The sequence below is a fragment of the Actinacidiphila sp. DG2A-62 genome (assembly GCF_035825295.1).
GTDB lineage: Bacteria > Actinomycetota > Actinomycetes > Streptomycetales > Streptomycetaceae > Actinacidiphila.
This window is the reverse complement of record NZ_JAYMGI010000002.1, coordinates 2848635-2864104: the sequence shown is the minus strand read 5'-3', so window position 1 is coordinate 2864104 and position 15470 is coordinate 2848635. Positions and strand designations below refer to the sequence as shown.

Here is a 15470-nt window from a genome sequence, read left to right as displayed (position 1 = left end):
TCAGCCCCCCAGCTTCCGGCGGTTGGCCCGCATGACGAGGAGTTGCACGGCACCGATGAGCAGCAGGATCAGCAGCATCACCCAGGCCACCGCGGACGCCTGGCCGAGCTGGCCGACCTGCCAGCCCTTGTCGTACATGTACAGGCTGAGCGTCTGGTACTGGTGGTCGGTGCCGCCGGTGGGCCCGACGCCGCCGCCGTAGATCAGCGGTTCGCCGAACAGCTGGGTGGCGCCGATGGTCGACACGATGATGGTGAAGAAGATCGTCGGACGGATCGAGGGGATCGTCACGCTGATGAACTGCCGCCAGCGCGAGGCGCCGTCCAGCGCCGCCGCCTCGTACAGGTCGGCCGGGACCGCCTGCATGGCGGCGAGGTAGATCAGGGCGTTGTAGCCGGTCCAGCGCCAGGTCACGATCGCCGAGATGGCGATCTGCGCGGGCCACTTGGAGGAGTCCCAGCGGATGCCGTGCACCCCGACGTGGCCGAGCAGCTGGTTGATCATCCCGTAGTCGGGGTTGAACAGCTGTACGAAGACCAGCGCCGCGGCGGCGATCGAGGTCGCGTACGGCGCCAGCACCGCGACCCGGAAGAAGCCCCGGGCGCGCAGCTTGTAGTTGAGCAGGTGGGCCAGGCCCAGGGCCATCATCAGCTGCGGCACGGTGGAGATCACGCCGAGCGTGAAGGTGTTCCGCAGCGCCTTCCAGAAGAACTGGTTGTCCCACAGGCTCGTGTAGTTGTCGAAGCCCACCCAGGTCCCGGAGCCGCTGTCGCCCAGCTCCACGTGGTGCAGGGAGAGCCAGCCGGTGTAGATCAGCGGGAAGAGCCCGAAGGCCGCGAAGACGAGGAAGAAGGGGGCGATGTACGCGTACGGCGACGCCTTGGTGTCCAGCCGGTAGAGCCGGGAGCGCCAGCCGGCCGGCGGGGCGGAGGTGGCCACGAGTGGCGTCCTTCCGGTAGTGGGTGGGGCGGGTGCGCGTGCGAGGGGAACGCGCGGAGCCGGGCCGCCCGGCAGGTGGGAGTCACTGCCGGGCGGCCCCGAACGGGGTTACTCTCCGGTCTTGTCCTTGACCTGGGCCTTGACGTTGGACCACGCCTTGTCGGCGGAGGTGCCGCGCTGCTCCATGTCGAGCAGGCCGTTCTTGGTGATGATGTCCTTCACCGTGCCGTCGTCCGGGCCGATCGGCGCGGGCTGGATGGCGTTCGCGGTGGTCGAGAAGATCTTCCCGATCGGCGCGGGCTTGCCGGCCGGGCCGAAGTAGTCGTTGGTCGCGTTCTGCACCGCGGGGTCGGCCAGACCGGCCTTGTTCGACGGGATGTTGCCGAACTTCTGGAAGACCTTGACCTCCTGGGCGGCGGCGGTCAGCCACTGCGCCAGCGCGGTCGCCTCGGCGACGTGCTTGCCCGACTTGGGCACCGCGAGGAAGGAACCGCCCCAGTTGCCGGCCTGCGGCGGCTGGGCGATGTCCCACTTGTTCTTGTTCGCCGGGCCGGAGTTGCTGGCGACCTGGCCGATCATCCAGCTCGGGCAGGCGACGGTGGCGAACTTGCCGGTCTTGAACGCCGCCGACCAGGTGTTGTTGGAGTCGAACTGCTGCAGCTTGGCGGTCAGCCCCTCCTTGATCGCCTGCGCCGACAGGTTCCAGGCGGTCTGCACGCCGGTGCTGGAGTCGTAGACCAGCTTGCCGTTCTGGTCGGAGTACTGCGTCTGCTGGCTGGAGAGCACCGCGTTGAACAGGCCGCCGGCCGAGTCGGTGAACGCCACGCCGCTCGGCGCCTTGGCCTTGAACTGCTGGCCGACCTGGATGAACTTCGACCAGTCGCCGTTCCACAGCGCCGCCACCTGGGCGGGGTCGGTGGGCAGCCCGGCCTGCTTGAAGAAGTCGGTGCGGTAGCAGATCGCGGTCGGGCCGATGTCGGTGCCGACGCCGATCACCTTGCCGTCGGAGGTGGTGGCCTCCTTCTCCTTGTAGCTGACCCAGTCGTCGGCGTTGAAGCCCTTGACGGTCTTGAAGTCCTCGAACTTCGACGCCAGGTTGGGCTGCACGGCCTCGGCGATGTAGCCGATCTCGATCGCCTGGATGTCGTCGAGCCCGCTGTTCTGCTGCAGGTGCAGCTTGAGCGAGTCCCAGTACTGCTGGCCGTCGGAGACGTTGTCCTCGACGATCTTGATGTTCGGGTGCAGCTGCTCGTACTCCGAGAAGAGCTTCGCGCCCGTCTTGTCGTCGTAGCCGAACGAGCCGAAGTCACCGATGTGCAGCGTGATCTGCTCGCCCGAGGACGACTTGGAGCCGTTGCTCTTGGAGTCGTCGTCGCTGCTGCTGCAAGCGGTGATCAGGGTCGCGCAGGTCGCGAGACCCGCGACCGCGATGACGGCGGTCCTGCGGGTTCTGCCTGGAGTGCGCATTCCACTCTCCTTGTCAGGGTGGGTCGGCGTGCGGGTCGTGCGTGGTCCCCGGGTACGTGCGTGGAGCGTGTGGGAGCGTGTGCGTGGGAGCGCTCCCACGTAGGCTTTCCGGAACATTCACGCCTCGGAGGGGTCAGTGTCAAGATGTGAAGTCCAATTCGTTGCTGGAACGTGTCCGGAGCTGAGTGGCGGTCACTTCTTGAACGGACGGCGCGCGCGGCGACGGGGTTCGCGGGCGGCCGGCGCGGCGGGCGGCGGCCCGGACGGCGGGCCGGACCGCGTGGCGGGCTGCCTGCCTGGGCCGACGTGCGGGGCAGGTACCGTGGAGAGGCGTCGTGGGAGCGCTCTCAGAACCTCTCGGCGGCGGAACGGCCGGGCGCTAAGGTTGCGCCAGCAGGAAGCAGCAGGAGGCGGAAGTGGCCATGAACGGTCGGCACAGCGGGCGGCCCACCCTGGAAGAGGTCGCCGTCCGGGCCGGCGTGGGACGCGGTACGGTCTCGCGCGTCATCAACGGCTCGCCGCGGGTCAGCGACCGGGCCAAGGCCGCGGTCGAGGCCGCCATCGCCGAACTCGGCTACGTGCCCAACCGCGCGGCCCGCGCGCTGGCCGGTAACCGCACGGACGCGATCGCGCTCGTCATCCCCGAGCCGGAGACCCGGCTGTTCGCCGAGCCGTACTTCTCGGACATCATCCGCGGCATCGGCGCGGAGCTGGCCGACACCGACATGCAGCTGCTGCTCACGCTCATCCGCACGCCCAAGGAACGGGCCAGGTTCGCGCAGTACCTGGCCGCGCACCGGGTGGACGGCGTGCTGCTGGTCTCCGTGCACGAGGACGACCCGCTGCCCGACCTGCTGGAACAGCTGGAGATGCCGGCGGTGCTCAACGGCCGGCGCAGCGACCTGGAGTCGGTGTCCTACGTCGACGCGGACAACGTGGGCGGGGCCCGGGCCGCCGTCGCGCACCTGCTGGCCCGCGGGCGCCGCCAGGTGGCCACGATCACCGGGCCGCCGGACATGTACGTGGCGCGGTGCCGGCTCGACGGCTACCGCCAGGCGGTCGAGGAGACGGGCACGGGCGCGGGCCGCGGTTCGGCGCGCGGGACGGGCGGGGGCGGCGCGGACGACGCTCTGGTCGCCCACGCGGACTTCACCGAGGAGGGCGGCCGGCGCGCGATGCGCGAGCTGCTGGAGCGGCGCCCGGACATCGACGGCGTCTTCGCCGCGTCCGACCTCATGGCCGCCGGCGCCCGCGCGGTGCTGCGCGAGTCCGGCCGCCGGGTGCCCGAGGACGTGGCCCTCGTCGGCTTCGAGGACTCCGTGATCGCCCGGCACATGGACCCCCCGCTCACCTCGGTCCGCCAGCCGACCGAGGAGATGGGCCGCACGATGGCCCGCGTCCTGCTGGAGGAGATCGCCGAACGCGCCTCGGTGCGGCGCCACGTCGTCCTGGCGACGGAACTGGTCCAGCGCGACTCCGTCTGACCCCGCGGCTGCCGCTGCCGCTGTCCTGGCCCAGCCCCAGCCCTGTCCTTGCCCTCCGCGCTCCGGGCCCGGGCGAACCGGGAGCCGCGCCGGGTCGCGCGACCGCTCCGTGACCGGGGTCCGCGGCTGCCTGCGCCCCCCGCGCCGGCTGCGTAGTCCGTCACCGCCGCCCCGACGACTCCGCCGATCGTATACGGGTCGGCTCCGGCCACCCGGCCACCCGGCCACCCGGCCACCCGGCCACCCGGCCATCCGCGCCGTCCCACCGCCCCACCACCCGGCCCAGGGCACGGTGCCGCCCGCCCAGAGGACGGCCGCCCCGGCCTCCGGGAAGCCCCGGTGCCGCCCCCGCGGTCCACCCCTCCCGGGTAGGTTCGGGCGGGTGGACGACGACGCGGACAACGACGCCGACAACGACGCGGACAACGGGGCGGAGGACGAAGCGGGGAACGGCGCGGCGAGCCGCCCGCACGGCGCGGAGCCTGCCGCCGGCGCGAAGCCACCGGGCGCCGAGCCGGGCGCGGGCCCGGGCGCGGGCCCGGGTGACGGCGACGTCGAGGTCCCCGCCGGGACGGCCCTGGCCGAGGCGCTGGTCGACCTCGCGGTGCCGTACGAGGACGTCAACGCCGTGCTGGCCGCGCGCGCCGCGCTGGACCGGGAACCGGACCTCGCCCAGGTGCTGCGCACACAGGTGCGGGAGCTCGTCCGGGACATGGGCGTCGTCGGCGGCGGCCCCGGCGGCGGCCCGCAGCTCGGCCCGCGACTGGAGGCACTGCCCGACCGCGGCCCGGCCGGGCAGTGGCTGCCGCTGCTGGTGCTGGTCGCGGCCCGGCCGTACACGCTGGCCCACCACCGCGCCCGCGGCATCGACCCGGAGGTCTCGCGGCGCACCCTCGCCGACACCGGGCGGCACGTCACCGTGCACCGCAGGCGTCACGGCAGCCCCGGCGCGGCCGACCTGCGCTGGCTCGGCCGGCTCTTCCGCGGCGCGCTCTACCAGGTGGGCCGGCTGCAGTACGAGCGGACGCGGCTCGGCGGCGCCACCGGGCGCGCGCTGGCCGACGCCGGCCTGCCGCTCGGCCCCGGCGACCCCGTACTCGCCCTGCACGTCCCGGACTTCACCGGCCCGCTCGACCCGGCGGCGTGCGACGCCTCGCTGGCCCGCGCGCGGGAGTTCTTCGCGCGGCACTTCCCGGACGAGCCCTACACGGTGGTCACCTGCCACTCGTGGCTGCTGGACGCCCAGCTCGCCGACCACCTGCCCGCGGACTCCAACATCGTCCGCTTCCAGCGCCGTTTCCGCCCCGCCTGCGGCCGGGACGAGCCGGACGACCGGACCACCATCGGCTTCGTCTTCGGCGACCCCGACCTCGACCCCGCCGCGCTGCCCGGCCGCACCGCCCTCGAACGCGCCGTCCGCGACCACCTCGCCGCCGGCGGCCACTGGCGCCCCGGAGCCGGCTGGCTCCCCCTCTGATCGGCTGGGCCGACTCCGCCGCTTTTCCGCCCCGCCGCCTCCCCGTCCCGGCCCGTCCGCCGCCGCGTATTCGCGTTGCCGCCGCGCCCGGAGGCGGGTGAAGGTGGGGGGATGACCGGAGCTGAGACTCAGAAGGCGCAGAAGACTCATAAGGCGGACGCCGCGGTCGCGGCGGGGGTCGCGGACCTGTTCGTCCAGGGGCGGGTCGTGGTGGTGCCGCGGCGGCCGGCCCGGCGCCGGCAACTGCTGACGCACCTGGCGCAGACGCTGTTCGGCCGGGAGCGCGACTACAGCGAGGAGGAGGTCAACGAGGCGCTGCTGCGGGTCCACGACGACCCCTCGGCGCTGCGGCGCTACCTGGTCGAGGAGGGCCTGCTGACCCGCACCCCGGACGGCCGCCGCTACTGGCGCGACTGGTGAGCCGGGCCCGGCGGACGCGGACCGCTGGGCGGATGCGGACCGCCGGGGGCGGCCCGTACGCAACTGGTGTGCGTGCGGGCCGCCCCCGGCGGATGTGGGGGGAACCGGCGGCCGTGGGGGAGTCCGGCAGGCGTGGGGTCCGGAAGCGGACCGCCGGCCACGTCGGGATCGACGTCGGGAGCCGCGCCGGGCCGCGGTCGCAGCCGCGGCCGGCGCCGGCCCCGGTCAGTAGCCGACCGCGATCTCCATCCACTGCGGGTCCTGCATGGAGGTGTACGCCGCCTGGCCGGCCACGTCGTCGTACGGGAAGCCGTAGGCCAGCCCGTTGATCGCGTGGTCGTGCCAGAACTTGGCGTACCAGTTGGCCGGGTCGCCGCCGTAGAACTTCGACGGGTCCTGCTGCTGGGCGGTCGGCAGGGTGGCCGTGTGGCGGTTGAGCGCCGCGCACGTGGCCGCGTCGCCGGCCAGCGAGCCGGCGCAGCCGAAGATGTTCGAGGTGGGCTCGTTCACGCCGACTGAATTGGCGTACGCCGTGAAGTAGTTGGCGTTCGCGCCGCCCTCGCGGAAGCTCGGGTCGCTGCCCGGGGCGATGATCCGGTAGGGTGCCTGGGTCTGCGCGAGCACCTTGAACTGCTGCGGCACCGCGGACTGGAAGGTGGAGAAGACCTGGTCGCGGGGCATGGTGAACAGGTCCTGGCTGTCGCCGAGCTGGATGTCCTGGCCGTTGTGCGCGTGCAGCCGGATGGCCAGCGGCAGGCCCCACGCGTCGACGCGGGTGGTGTTCCCGTTGAAGACGTCCGGGCCGATGGTGAACTCGATGAAGTCGTAGTACTGACCGTTGGGCTGGCCGACGTAGAAGTACATGCGGCCCGAGGAGTTCGCCGGCATGTCGAAGTACGGCTGCTCGGCGATGGAGTGCGTCTGGCCGTTGAAGCTCCAGTAGACCTGGCTGTCGGGGTAGGCGCCGTTGGTCCGGTTGAGGATCTTCAGTTCCAGCACGTTGTGCGCCGCCGGGATGTCGTCGGTGCTGCCCCAGAAGTCGTCCGGCGGCGTGGTGCCGCCGGTCGTACCGCCGTTGGTGCCGCCGCCGGTGTCGGCCGCGGTGGTGTGCACCTGGAACTCCCACAGCGAGACGCCGTAGGCGGTGGCGCGGGCGGTGGTGTAGATCCTGACGTAGCGGCCGGTGCCGTTGACGTCGAGGTTCTGGGTGCCGCCGGCGCCGCTGGTGGTCGAGTAGACCGGGGTCCAGGCGCCGCTCGGGTTGTCGGTGACCTGGATCTGGAACGCGGTGGCGTACGCCGCCTCCCAGTTCAGGCCGATGCCGCAGACCGTCTGCGAGGAGCCGAGGTCGACCTGGAGCCACTGCGGGTCGCTGAAGGCGCTGGACCAGCGGGTGCCGGTGTTGCCGTCGGTCGCGGCGGAGGCCGGAGTGCCGGCGTTCTCCGTCGAGGAGGCCGTGGTGGTCTTGTTCTGCGCCTGGTCGGTGGTGCCGCATGCGGTGGGGGTGGTGCCGCTGCCGCCGTAGACCTGGAACTCCCACAGCGAGTAGCCGTAGGCGGTGGCGCGCGCGGTGCCGTAGAACCTCACATAACGGCCGGAACCGTTTACGGCGAGGTTCTGCACACCGCCGGAGCCGGTGGTGGTGGAGTACAGGTCGGTCCAGTTCGCGGCGTCGTTCGAGACCTGAACCTTGAACGCCTTGGCGTACGCGGCCTCCCAGTTGAGGGTGACCTGGCTGATGGTCTGTGCCGAGCCGAGGTCGACCTGGAGCCACTGCGGGTCGCTGAAGGCGCTGGACCAGCGGGTGCCGGTGTTGCCGTCGGTCGCCGCGGAGGCGGGGAAGGTGGCGTTCTCCGAGGAGGACGCGGTGGTGGCCTTGCCCTGCGACAGCAGCGTGCCGGCCGCGCGGGCGGGGGACTGCGAGGTGACGACGAGCGCGAGGCCCGCGAGCAGCGCGCAGAACAGAGTGAGGATCAGTATCGGCCGGGATCGGTCACGCCCGTGCCGTCGGCGCACCGCGAGGGGTGTGCTGCCTGACATATGGTCTCCTCAACCGGGTGGGGGGTCCGTGGCGGAGGCCCCGGAGATCGTGATGAGAGCGCTCTCCGTGGCGTCCAGATGTTTACAAGCCCCATACGGCCCCGTCAATGAGTTGTTCCATACTGGCCGGTCGCGACCCTCGCTGATTTCGACTCCCGAACACCCCATCCACGATGCGGACATGCACACGGGGCCCGTCGCTCGCACTCTCCGCGAGGACGGGCCCCGGCGCCCGGGGCGGGACGCGGCGGGCCGGAGACGGTCAGGTCGTCCGGGTCATCTCCCGCCGCGCCCCCGGCTCCCGGGGACTCGGGCCGTCGGGCCTGCCGGCCGTCGGGCGTGGGTGGTGTCGGTCGTCAGCGGTGTGCCGGCGGCCGTCAGGCGTTGAACAGCAGGGCGTACGCTCCCATCGCCATGGCGATGTCGGCCTCCGCCCAGAAGCGGTGGTAGGTGAACGACGGGACCGCTCCGCCGGCCAGGTACGCCTGGACCTTGGACCAGTTGGGGTCGTTCTTGTACCACGAGCGCAGTTCGAGGAAGGTCGAGCTGCTGCTGATCTTGTCGCCGTTGGGCATCGTGCCGGTCCAGCCGGACGGCACGTACACCGGGTCGTTGAAGCGGCTGTAGTCCTTCCGCGTCTCCGGGGTCGCGATGCCCAGCGGGTCCTGGTAGTTGTTCCACATGCCGTCGATGAGAGCCTTGGCCGTCGTCTTGGCGGCGGTGTTCCCGGACTTGGCGGCGTAATAGGCCAGCGTCTTGGCGTAGGCCGCCGTGACGCCGAGGTCGGTGCCGTACGCGGACACGGTCACGTGCAGGTTCGCGTTGGCGCCCGGGCTGGAGGCGTTCCAGGTGTCCGGCTGCCCGCTCCACTGCAGGTCCGAGGGGATCAGGAAGGTCCCGTCGGAGTTGATCGTGGTCTGCGAGATCGCCCAGGTCACCCACTTGTCGAGGATGGCCTTGGCCTGCGCGTTGCCGGTCTGCTGGTAGTACTCCGCGACGCGCTCCATCGACCACGCCTGCATGCCGAACCACTGGTTCGACGGCGGGTCGTGGTAGACGGGCTCCCAGTCGTACGCCATCCCGTAGAAGGTCGACGTGCCGGCCGGGGGCTGTGCGTAGGCGCCGTTCCAGCTGTTGGTCGCGCCGCCGGCGATCGCGCCCTCGTCGGACTGCAGCCAGCGGTAGAACTCCAGCTGCCGGCTGAGGCTCGTGGTCCAGTCCGACTTGCCGGTGGCCGACTTGGGCGCCATGTTCGCGTCCGTGGTCAGCGCGTACGCGGCCAGCGGGTTCTGGTAGCCGAAGTGCGAGGCGCCGTCGCCGATCCGCCACGCCCAGCCGCCGCCGGAGCCCTCGGAGCCGCCCCACGCGTAGTACCAGGACAGCAGGTAGTGCTCGCTGTCCTTGCCGGTGCCGGCCGCGCACGAGGTCGGGCTGGTGCAGTTGCCGATCTTCTTGAAGTACTTGTCGAAGAACGCGTACCGCAGGTAGTCGCCCATCTTGCCGGCCTTGGCCACGGTGGCCTTCACGTCGGCCTCCTTGCCCTGCGCCTGCGCCCAGGTGTCCGCCCAGTAGGCGGCCTGGATCGCGCGCGCGTCGGCGTCGGGGGCGTCGGTGTACTTCCACTGCTGGGAGTAGCTGGAGTCACCGGTGAACAGGTCCAGATAGCCGTTCTTGCCGCCGTACTTGAAGGCGTCGCAGGTCGGCTGCGGCACCGTCTCCCAGACCGACTCCTGCGAGCCGCGCTGGAAGGTGTTGATGTACGACGGGCCCTTGGCCGTCGGGCCCAGCTCGCAGCCGCCGCCCGGGGTGTCCCCGTAGCCGTAGATGTTGTCCACGTCCTGCAGCCAGTGCATGCCGTAGATGTCATCGGTGCCGTACGCCGACTTCAGCTCGCCGGCGATCGGGTCCACGCCCACCGGCACGCTCTTGTCCAGCACCGACGGGTAGTCCGACGGCAGGTCGTGCTCGGGCGCGTAGGTGGCCGGCGAGTTGGCGTTGTAGAAGCTGTTCGTCGGCTGGTCGGCATGGGTGGGGATCATGTACGTCTCCATGGTCGTCCAGGCCGCGTTGAACTTGCTCCAGTCCTGGGTGACCTCGCCGTACATCGCCTGCAACCAGATCAGGTACGAGTACGCCTCGGACGTGGTCTCGTGACCGTAGTCCGGCGCCTCGACGATCAGCGTCTCCACCGAGTGGTACGGGATGCCCTGGGGGAGAAGTAGCCGTTCGCCGGGTCCGTGATCTTGTTGTAGAGCGACAGGAAGCGCGCGTTGTAGTCGCTGGTCGCGCCGATCTCGCTGACCGTCACGTCCGCCTTGCCGTAGCCGGTCGCGGTCGCCGAGAAGACGGCCGAGCCGGTGCCGGAGGCGTCGGCGGCGATCGTGACGTTCTGCGCGGTGCTCCAGTTGGACGGCGTGAAGGTCAGGCTCGCGCCGGACTGCACGCTCAGACCGGTGTTGCCGGACGAGCGCGCCACCGCCACCGTCACGTTCGACGACGGCGCGGCGGAGAGCTTGACCCCGAAGGTGCCGGTCTTGCCCTGCTGCACGCTCAACTGCCCGGGGGACGCGGTGATCGACGGCCCGGACGCCACGTGCACGCCCACCGGTGTCGACTCGCCGGACGCGCCCAGGCTGTCGTACGCCTTGGCGTAGACCGAGTAGTCGCCGGCCGGGACCGCGGTCCAGTCGAAGGTGTACGGCGCGGTGGTGTCGGTGCCCAGCAGCGTGGTGTCGCTGTAGAACTCCACCTTGGTGATGGTCGCGCTGTCGGCGGCCACCGCCGTCGCGGCCAGCGGGATGGTCGCTCCCGCGGAGTACGTCGCCCCGGCCGAGGGACTGGTCAGCACCGGCAGCGGGGCCTGGTGGGCGCCGCCGCAGACCGTGCCGTTGACCGAGAAGCTGGTCGGCGCGGTGTTGGTGCCGCTGTAGTTGAAGTTGGCGCTGGTGGTGACGCTGCCGTTGGCCGGGATGGCCGCGTTCCAGTCCAGCGACTTGACGGTGACGTTCTTGCCGGACTGCGACCAGGTGCCGTTCCAGCCGCTCTGCAGCGTCTGGTTGCCGGCGTAGGCGTACGTCAGCGTCCAGCCGTTGATGGCCGAGGTGCCGAGATTGGTGATCTTGGCGTTGGCGGTGAAGCCGGAACCCCAGTCGTTCGTCGAGTAGTCGACGCTGCACTGGACGCCGGCGGCGTGCGCGACGTCGCCGCCGCCGGCCGCGGTCAGCCCCAGGGGCAGGGCGAGCGCGGCGGTGAACGCGGTGGCCAGCCGGCGCAGCCGCCGCCGCGCGCGCACGCGCGTGGGGCCGCCACCGGGGGCGTGGTCACGACCGTCGCGGTCGCGCGTGCGCAACGGGAGACGGAAGGGTCTTCCTCTGGGCATGCGGGAGGTCCTCCTCGCGGTTCTGGTGTGGGGGGATCGTGGGGGATCGTGGGGGGATGCCGGGGTGCGCGGGCGGACCGGAATGCGCGCGGACTTGCGCGGGCATACGGCGTACGCGGGCGCACCGAATGGACAATGACTGAACCAGTGGGAGCGCTCCCACCATCGAGCCGTGGTGAGGCAGTGTCAAGAGGTGAAGCTGAACCGGCTTTTCACGGCCATTTCACGCGGGTGAACGTCGAAGTCTTTATCGGGCCCCTACCGAGCCGGGCCACCACCCGCTAGGGTCGTCCGTCGGACCAGTGGGAGCGTGTCCACAGCTTGGCCTTTCCCCCCACCACTTCCCACTCCCAGGAGTCGCTCATGCGACGATCCCTGCTCCGCCGTGCACCGGGATCGGCGCCGCCCCCGGCGCGCCGGTCCGCACGGCGGCGGACGCGTGTCGCCGCCTTCGGCGCGGCCGCCGTGACGACCGCGGCGACCGCCGCCGCGCTGCTGCCCGCGCTCGGCGCGACCGCGTCCGGCGCCGTGCCGGCCTGCTCGGTCGCCTACACCGTCGCCAACCAGTGGACCGGCGGCTTCCAGGGCGGCGTCGTCGTCACCAACAACGCCGCGCCCACCACCAGTTGGACCCTCAGCTTCGACTTCGCGGCCGGCCAGAAGGTCACCCAGGGATGGAACGCCACCTGGACCCAGTCCGGCACGACCGTCACCGCGGCCTCCCTGTCGTACAACGGGACGATCGCCACCGGCGGCCAGGTCTCGCTGGGCTTCCTGGGCAGCTGGACCGGCGGCAACCCGGCGCCGACGGCGTTCAAGCTCAACGGCGTCACCTGCGACGAGGACGGCACACCGCCCACCTCGCCGCCGACGTCGCCGCCCACCTCGCCGCCCACCTCACCGCCGACCGGCCCGCCCGGCGACACCGCGCCGCCCAAGCTGCACGTCTCGGGCAACAAGCTGGTGGACTCCACCGGCAAGCAGGTCGTGCTGCACGGGGTGAACCGCTCCGGGACCGAGTTCGCCTGCGCGCAGGGCAACGGCATCTTCGACGGCCCGGTGGACGACGCGGCGATCGACGCGATCACCAGCTGGAAGGGCGTCAACGCGGTCCGCGTGCCGCTGAACGAGGACTGCTGGGAGGGCCTGCCGTACGTGCCGGCCGCGGACGGCGGCGCGAACTACATCGCGGCGATCACCGGCTGGGTCGACCGCCTGGTCGCGCACGGCATCACGCCGATCGTCGAACTGCACTGGACCCACGGCACGTACACCGGAAACTCCGCGGGCTGCTCGGACGTCGACGCGACCTGCCAGAAGCCGATGCCGGACGCCCAGTACGCGATCCCGTTCTGGACCAGCGTGGCGAACACCTTCAAGTCGAACACCTCGGTGGTCTTCGACCTGTTCAACGAGCCCTACCCGGACCGCGCCACCTCCACCTCGGAGCAGGCGTGGACCTGCTGGCGGGACGGCGGCACCTGCCCGGGCATCGGCTACCAGGTGGCCGGCATGCAGAGCCTGCTGAACGCGGTCCGCGGCACGGGCGCGACCAATGTGGTCCTGATGGGCGGGCTGGCGTACTCCAACGACCTGACCGGCTGGCTGGCCCACGAGCCCACCGACCCGACCGGCAACCTGGGCGCCGCGGTGCACGTGTACAACTTCAACACCTGCTCCTCCGCGTCCTGCTGGGACTCCCAACTCGCGCCGGTCGCGGCCAAGGTTCCGCTGGTGGCGGGGGAGACGGGCGAGAACACCTGCGCCCATTCCTTCGTCGACTCCTTCATGAGCTGGTTGGACACCCATCAACTGGGGTATCTGGGGTGGACCTGGAATACCTGGGACTGCTCCTCGGGCCCGTCGTTGATCTCCTCCTACGACGGCACCCCGACGAACTACGGCCTCGGCCTGAAGAACCACCTGGCGTCGCTCGGCTGATCCCCTGCCGAGCGGCCTGAACCGCCCGCCGCCCTCCCGGGGCGGCGGCCACGGACCGGCGGTCCCGTGCATGGATGGCGTGCACGGGGCCGCCCCCTTTCGCGGGCGCGCGCCCGTGCGGCCGACGCCGGCACACGACGAAGGCCCGCCCCGGGGAACCCGGGCCGGGCCTTGATCGTTCAGGGTGAGTGACGGGACTCGAACCCGCGACATCCTGGACCACAACCAGGTGCTCTACCAGCTGAGCTACACCCACCGCGTGCGGCGCTTCCGCGTCACCTGGAAAAGTGTACAGGGTGCCGGAGGGTGGTCGCGCCAGGCTTTCGCGGGGTCAGTGGCCCGGCCCCGAGGCGGCCTCGGAGGCGGCCGGGAGGACGTGCTTGGCCGCGATGGCGCGGGCGGTGTCGGTGTCCGGGCCCGGCGCCGGCACGAACACCGCCTCGCGGTAGTAGCGCAGCTCCGCGATGGACTCCCGGATGTCGGCCAGCGCCCGGTGGTTGCCGTTCTTCTCCGGACTGTTGAAGTAGGCCCGCGGGTACCACCGGCGGGCCAGCTCCTTGACCGACGAGACGTCCACGATGCGGTAGTGCAGGTGCTGCTCCAGCGTCGGCATGTCCCGCGCGAGGAAGCCGCGGTCGGTCGAGACGGAGTTGCCGCACAGAGGGGCCTTGCGCGGCTCGGCCACGTGCTCGCGCACGTAGTCCAGTACCAGCTTCTCCGCCTCGGCCATGCCGACGCCGCCGGCCAGCTCGTCCAGCAGCCCGGACGCGGTGTGCATCTGCTGCACGACCTCGGGCATGGACTCCAGGGCTTCGGCGGGCGGACGGATCACCACGTCCACCCCCTCGCCGAGGATGTTCAGCTCGGAGTCGGTGACGAGGGCGGCCACCTCGATCAGCGCGTCGTGCGCCAGCGACAGCCCCGTCATCTCACAGTCGATCCACACCATCCGGTCGTTCATGCCCCTCACCCTACGTTCCCCTCAGCCCACGGGGCGATCCCGCGGCCCCGGCAGGGCCGCGCCCAGGCCCCGCCCGGCCCGCAGCCGGGTCCGGCCGGCGTGCTCCGCCTCGCCCCGCCCCGGCTGCTCCGGCACCCGGTAGACCTCCGGGTCGGCCTTGCCGGGGATGGTCAGCACCTGGGACGCCGGACCGGGGTGCGCGCCGCCGTGCGGGCCGCTGTGCGGCCGGCGCAGCGCCGCGGGCGGTTCGGGCGGCGGGGTGCGGTCCGGCTCGTCCTGCGGCCGGCGGGCCCGGTAGGCGGCCCGGTACGACGCGGGGGAGGAGCCCAGCTGCCGGCGGAAGTGCCCGCGCAGCGCCACCGGCGAGCGGAACCCGCAGCGTCCGGCGACCTCGTCCACCGAGTAGTCGGAGGTCTCCAGCAGCCGCTGCGCCTGGAGCACCCGCTGGGTGATCAGCCACTGCAGCGGGGCGCTGCCGGTCAGCGACCGGAACCGCCGGTCGAAGGTGCGCCGGCTCATGTACGCGCGCGCGGCCAGCGCCTCCACGTCGAACTGCTCGTGCAGGTGCTCCAGCGCCCAGGCGACGACCTCGGCCAGCGGGTCCGCGCCGATCTCCTCGGGTAAAGAGCGGTCCAGGTGGCGTCCGCCCTGGCCGGTCTGCCAGTCGGCCCGGCGCGGCGGCACCACCAGGCGGCGGGCCAGCGCCGCCGCGGCCTCCGCGCCGTGGTCGGTGCGCACCACGTGCAGGCACAGGTCGATGCCGGCGGCGGTGCCCGCGGACGTCAGCACGTCGCCGTCGTCGACGAACAGCTCCCGCGGGTCGACGTGCACCGACGGGTAGCGCTTGGCCAGCGTCGGCGCGTACATCCAGTGCGTGGTGGCCGGGCGGCCGTCGAGCAGCCCGGCGGCGGCCAGCACGAACGCGCCGGTGCACAGCCCGATGATCCGCGCGCCCTCCTCGTGGGCGCGGCGGATCGCCTCCAGCGCCTCGGGCGGCGGCGCCTGGGAGATCGAGCGCCAGGTCGGCACCACGACGGTGCCGGCCCGCGACAGCGCCTCCAGGCCGTAGGGCGCGGTCAGCTCCAGGCCGCCGGTGGTGCGCAGCGGGCCGTCCTCGCCCGCGCACACCAGCAGCCGGTAGCGCGGCACCCCGGCGTCCTGGCGGTCGATGCCGAACACCGACAGCGGTATGGAGCTCTCGAATATCGGGCCGCCGCTGAACAGCAGCACCGCGACGACTTCAGGTCGTCTCCGCGCGGACAGCTTGCGGATGGCGCGGGGCGATGCCGATGGTGCTTGCGACGAAGTCTCCGTCGCCGTACCGGAACTGGACTCCTGGGTCATGGAGCTCAAGCCCCCCTC

9 protein-coding genes, 1 tRNA gene and 1 pseudogene are annotated in these 15470 nt (G+C 71.9%); 4 read left to right on the top strand and 7 right to left on the bottom strand.

The features are described 5' to 3' along the window. Together VSR01_RS12640 and VSR01_RS12635 are read right to left on the bottom strand one after the other, a co-directional pair. Positions 1-939: a carbohydrate ABC transporter permease gene (locus tag VSR01_RS12640; RefSeq protein WP_326449342.1), complete on the bottom strand. Its 939-nt coding sequence runs from the start codon at positions 937-939 to the stop codon at positions 1-3. Between the two features lie 108 nt (positions 940-1047). Next, on the bottom strand, positions 1048-2406 hold the full coding sequence (locus VSR01_RS12635) for an ABC transporter substrate-binding protein (protein WP_326449341.1): 1359 nt from the start codon (positions 2404-2406) through the stop codon (positions 1048-1050). Positions 2407-2828: 422 nt separating this feature from the next. Here VSR01_RS12635 and VSR01_RS12630 point away from each other — a divergent pair, with 422 nt between their 5' ends. The 3 genes from VSR01_RS12630 (at position 2829) to VSR01_RS12620 (ending at position 5787) form a co-directional block, all read left to right on the top strand. Continuing rightward, positions 2829-3890 (top strand): LacI family DNA-binding transcriptional regulator, encoded by a 1062-nt coding sequence (locus tag VSR01_RS12630; RefSeq protein ID WP_326449340.1) that lies wholly within the window; start codon positions 2829-2831, stop codon positions 3888-3890. 382 nt (positions 3891-4272) lie between these two features. After that, positions 4273-5367 carry an acyltransferase domain-containing protein gene (locus VSR01_RS12625; protein ID WP_326449339.1) on the top strand — a complete coding sequence of 365 codons (1095 nt, stop codon included), beginning with the start codon at positions 4273-4275 and terminating at the stop codon, positions 5365-5367. Positions 5368-5478: 111 nt separating this feature from the next. Then, positions 5479-5787, top strand: coding sequence for a DUF2087 domain-containing protein (locus VSR01_RS12620; RefSeq protein WP_326449338.1), 309 nt, complete (start codon positions 5479-5481; stop codon positions 5785-5787). A gap of 225 nt (positions 5788-6012) precedes the next feature. On the opposite strand, the gene VSR01_RS12615 is transcribed toward VSR01_RS12620, so the two are convergent. Both VSR01_RS12615 and VSR01_RS12610 read right to left on the bottom strand, forming a co-directional pair. Then, positions 6013-7827 carry a discoidin domain-containing protein gene (locus VSR01_RS12615; RefSeq protein WP_326449337.1) on the bottom strand — a complete coding sequence of 605 codons (1815 nt, stop codon included), beginning with the start codon at positions 7825-7827 and terminating at the stop codon, positions 6013-6015. A 377-nt stretch (positions 7828-8204) separates the two neighbouring features. After that, positions 8205-11119: pseudogene (locus VSR01_RS12610) on the bottom strand (glycoside hydrolase family 48 protein). Positions 11120-11671: 552 nt separating this feature from the next. Between VSR01_RS12610 and VSR01_RS12605 the strand changes: the two are divergent. After that, positions 11672-13147: a cellulose binding domain-containing protein gene (locus VSR01_RS12605; protein WP_326449336.1), complete on the top strand. Its 1476-nt coding sequence runs from the start codon at positions 11672-11674 to the stop codon at positions 13145-13147. A 183-nt stretch (positions 13148-13330) separates the two neighbouring features. On the opposite strand, the gene VSR01_RS12600 is transcribed toward VSR01_RS12605, so the two are convergent. The 3 genes from VSR01_RS12600 to VSR01_RS12590 all read right to left on the bottom strand — a co-directional run bounded on the left by VSR01_RS12600 (position 13331) and on the right by VSR01_RS12590 (position 15452). Continuing rightward, positions 13331-13403 (bottom strand) — tRNA-His (locus tag VSR01_RS12600). A 75-nt stretch (positions 13404-13478) separates the two neighbouring features. Further along, a complete protein-coding gene (gene orn, locus VSR01_RS12595; protein WP_326449335.1) occupies positions 13479-14108 on the bottom strand; it encodes an oligoribonuclease in 630 nt (209 codons plus the stop codon). 21 nt (positions 14109-14129) lie between these two features. Beyond that, a complete protein-coding gene (locus VSR01_RS12590) occupies positions 14130-15452 on the bottom strand; it encodes a GlxA family transcriptional regulator (protein ID WP_326453619.1) in 1323 nt (440 codons plus the stop codon). Positions 15453-15470 lie beyond the last annotated feature (18 nt).

Bases quoted from the DNA above. Each gene is read 5' to 3' on its own strand.
- VSR01_RS12635 (WP_326449341.1), bottom strand. From the start codon at position 2,406: ATGCGCACTCCAGGCAGAACCCGCAGGACCGCCGTCATCGCGGTCGCG.
- VSR01_RS12630 (WP_326449340.1), top strand. From the start codon at position 2,829: ATGAACGGTCGGCACAGCGGGCGGCCCACCCTGGAAGAGGTCGCCGTC.
- VSR01_RS12620 (WP_326449338.1), top strand. From the start codon at position 5,479: ATGACCGGAGCTGAGACTCAGAAGGCGCAGAAGACTCATAAGGCGGAC.
- VSR01_RS12615 (WP_326449337.1), bottom strand. From the start codon at position 7,827: ATGTCAGGCAGCACACCCCTCGCGGTGCGCCGACGGCACGGGCGTGAC.
- orn (WP_326449335.1), bottom strand. From the start codon at position 14,108: ATGAACGACCGGATGGTGTGGATCGACTGTGAGATGACGGGGCTGTCG.
- VSR01_RS12590 (WP_326453619.1), bottom strand. From the start codon at position 15,452: ATGACCCAGGAGTCCAGTTCCGGTACGGCGACGGAGACTTCGTCGCAA.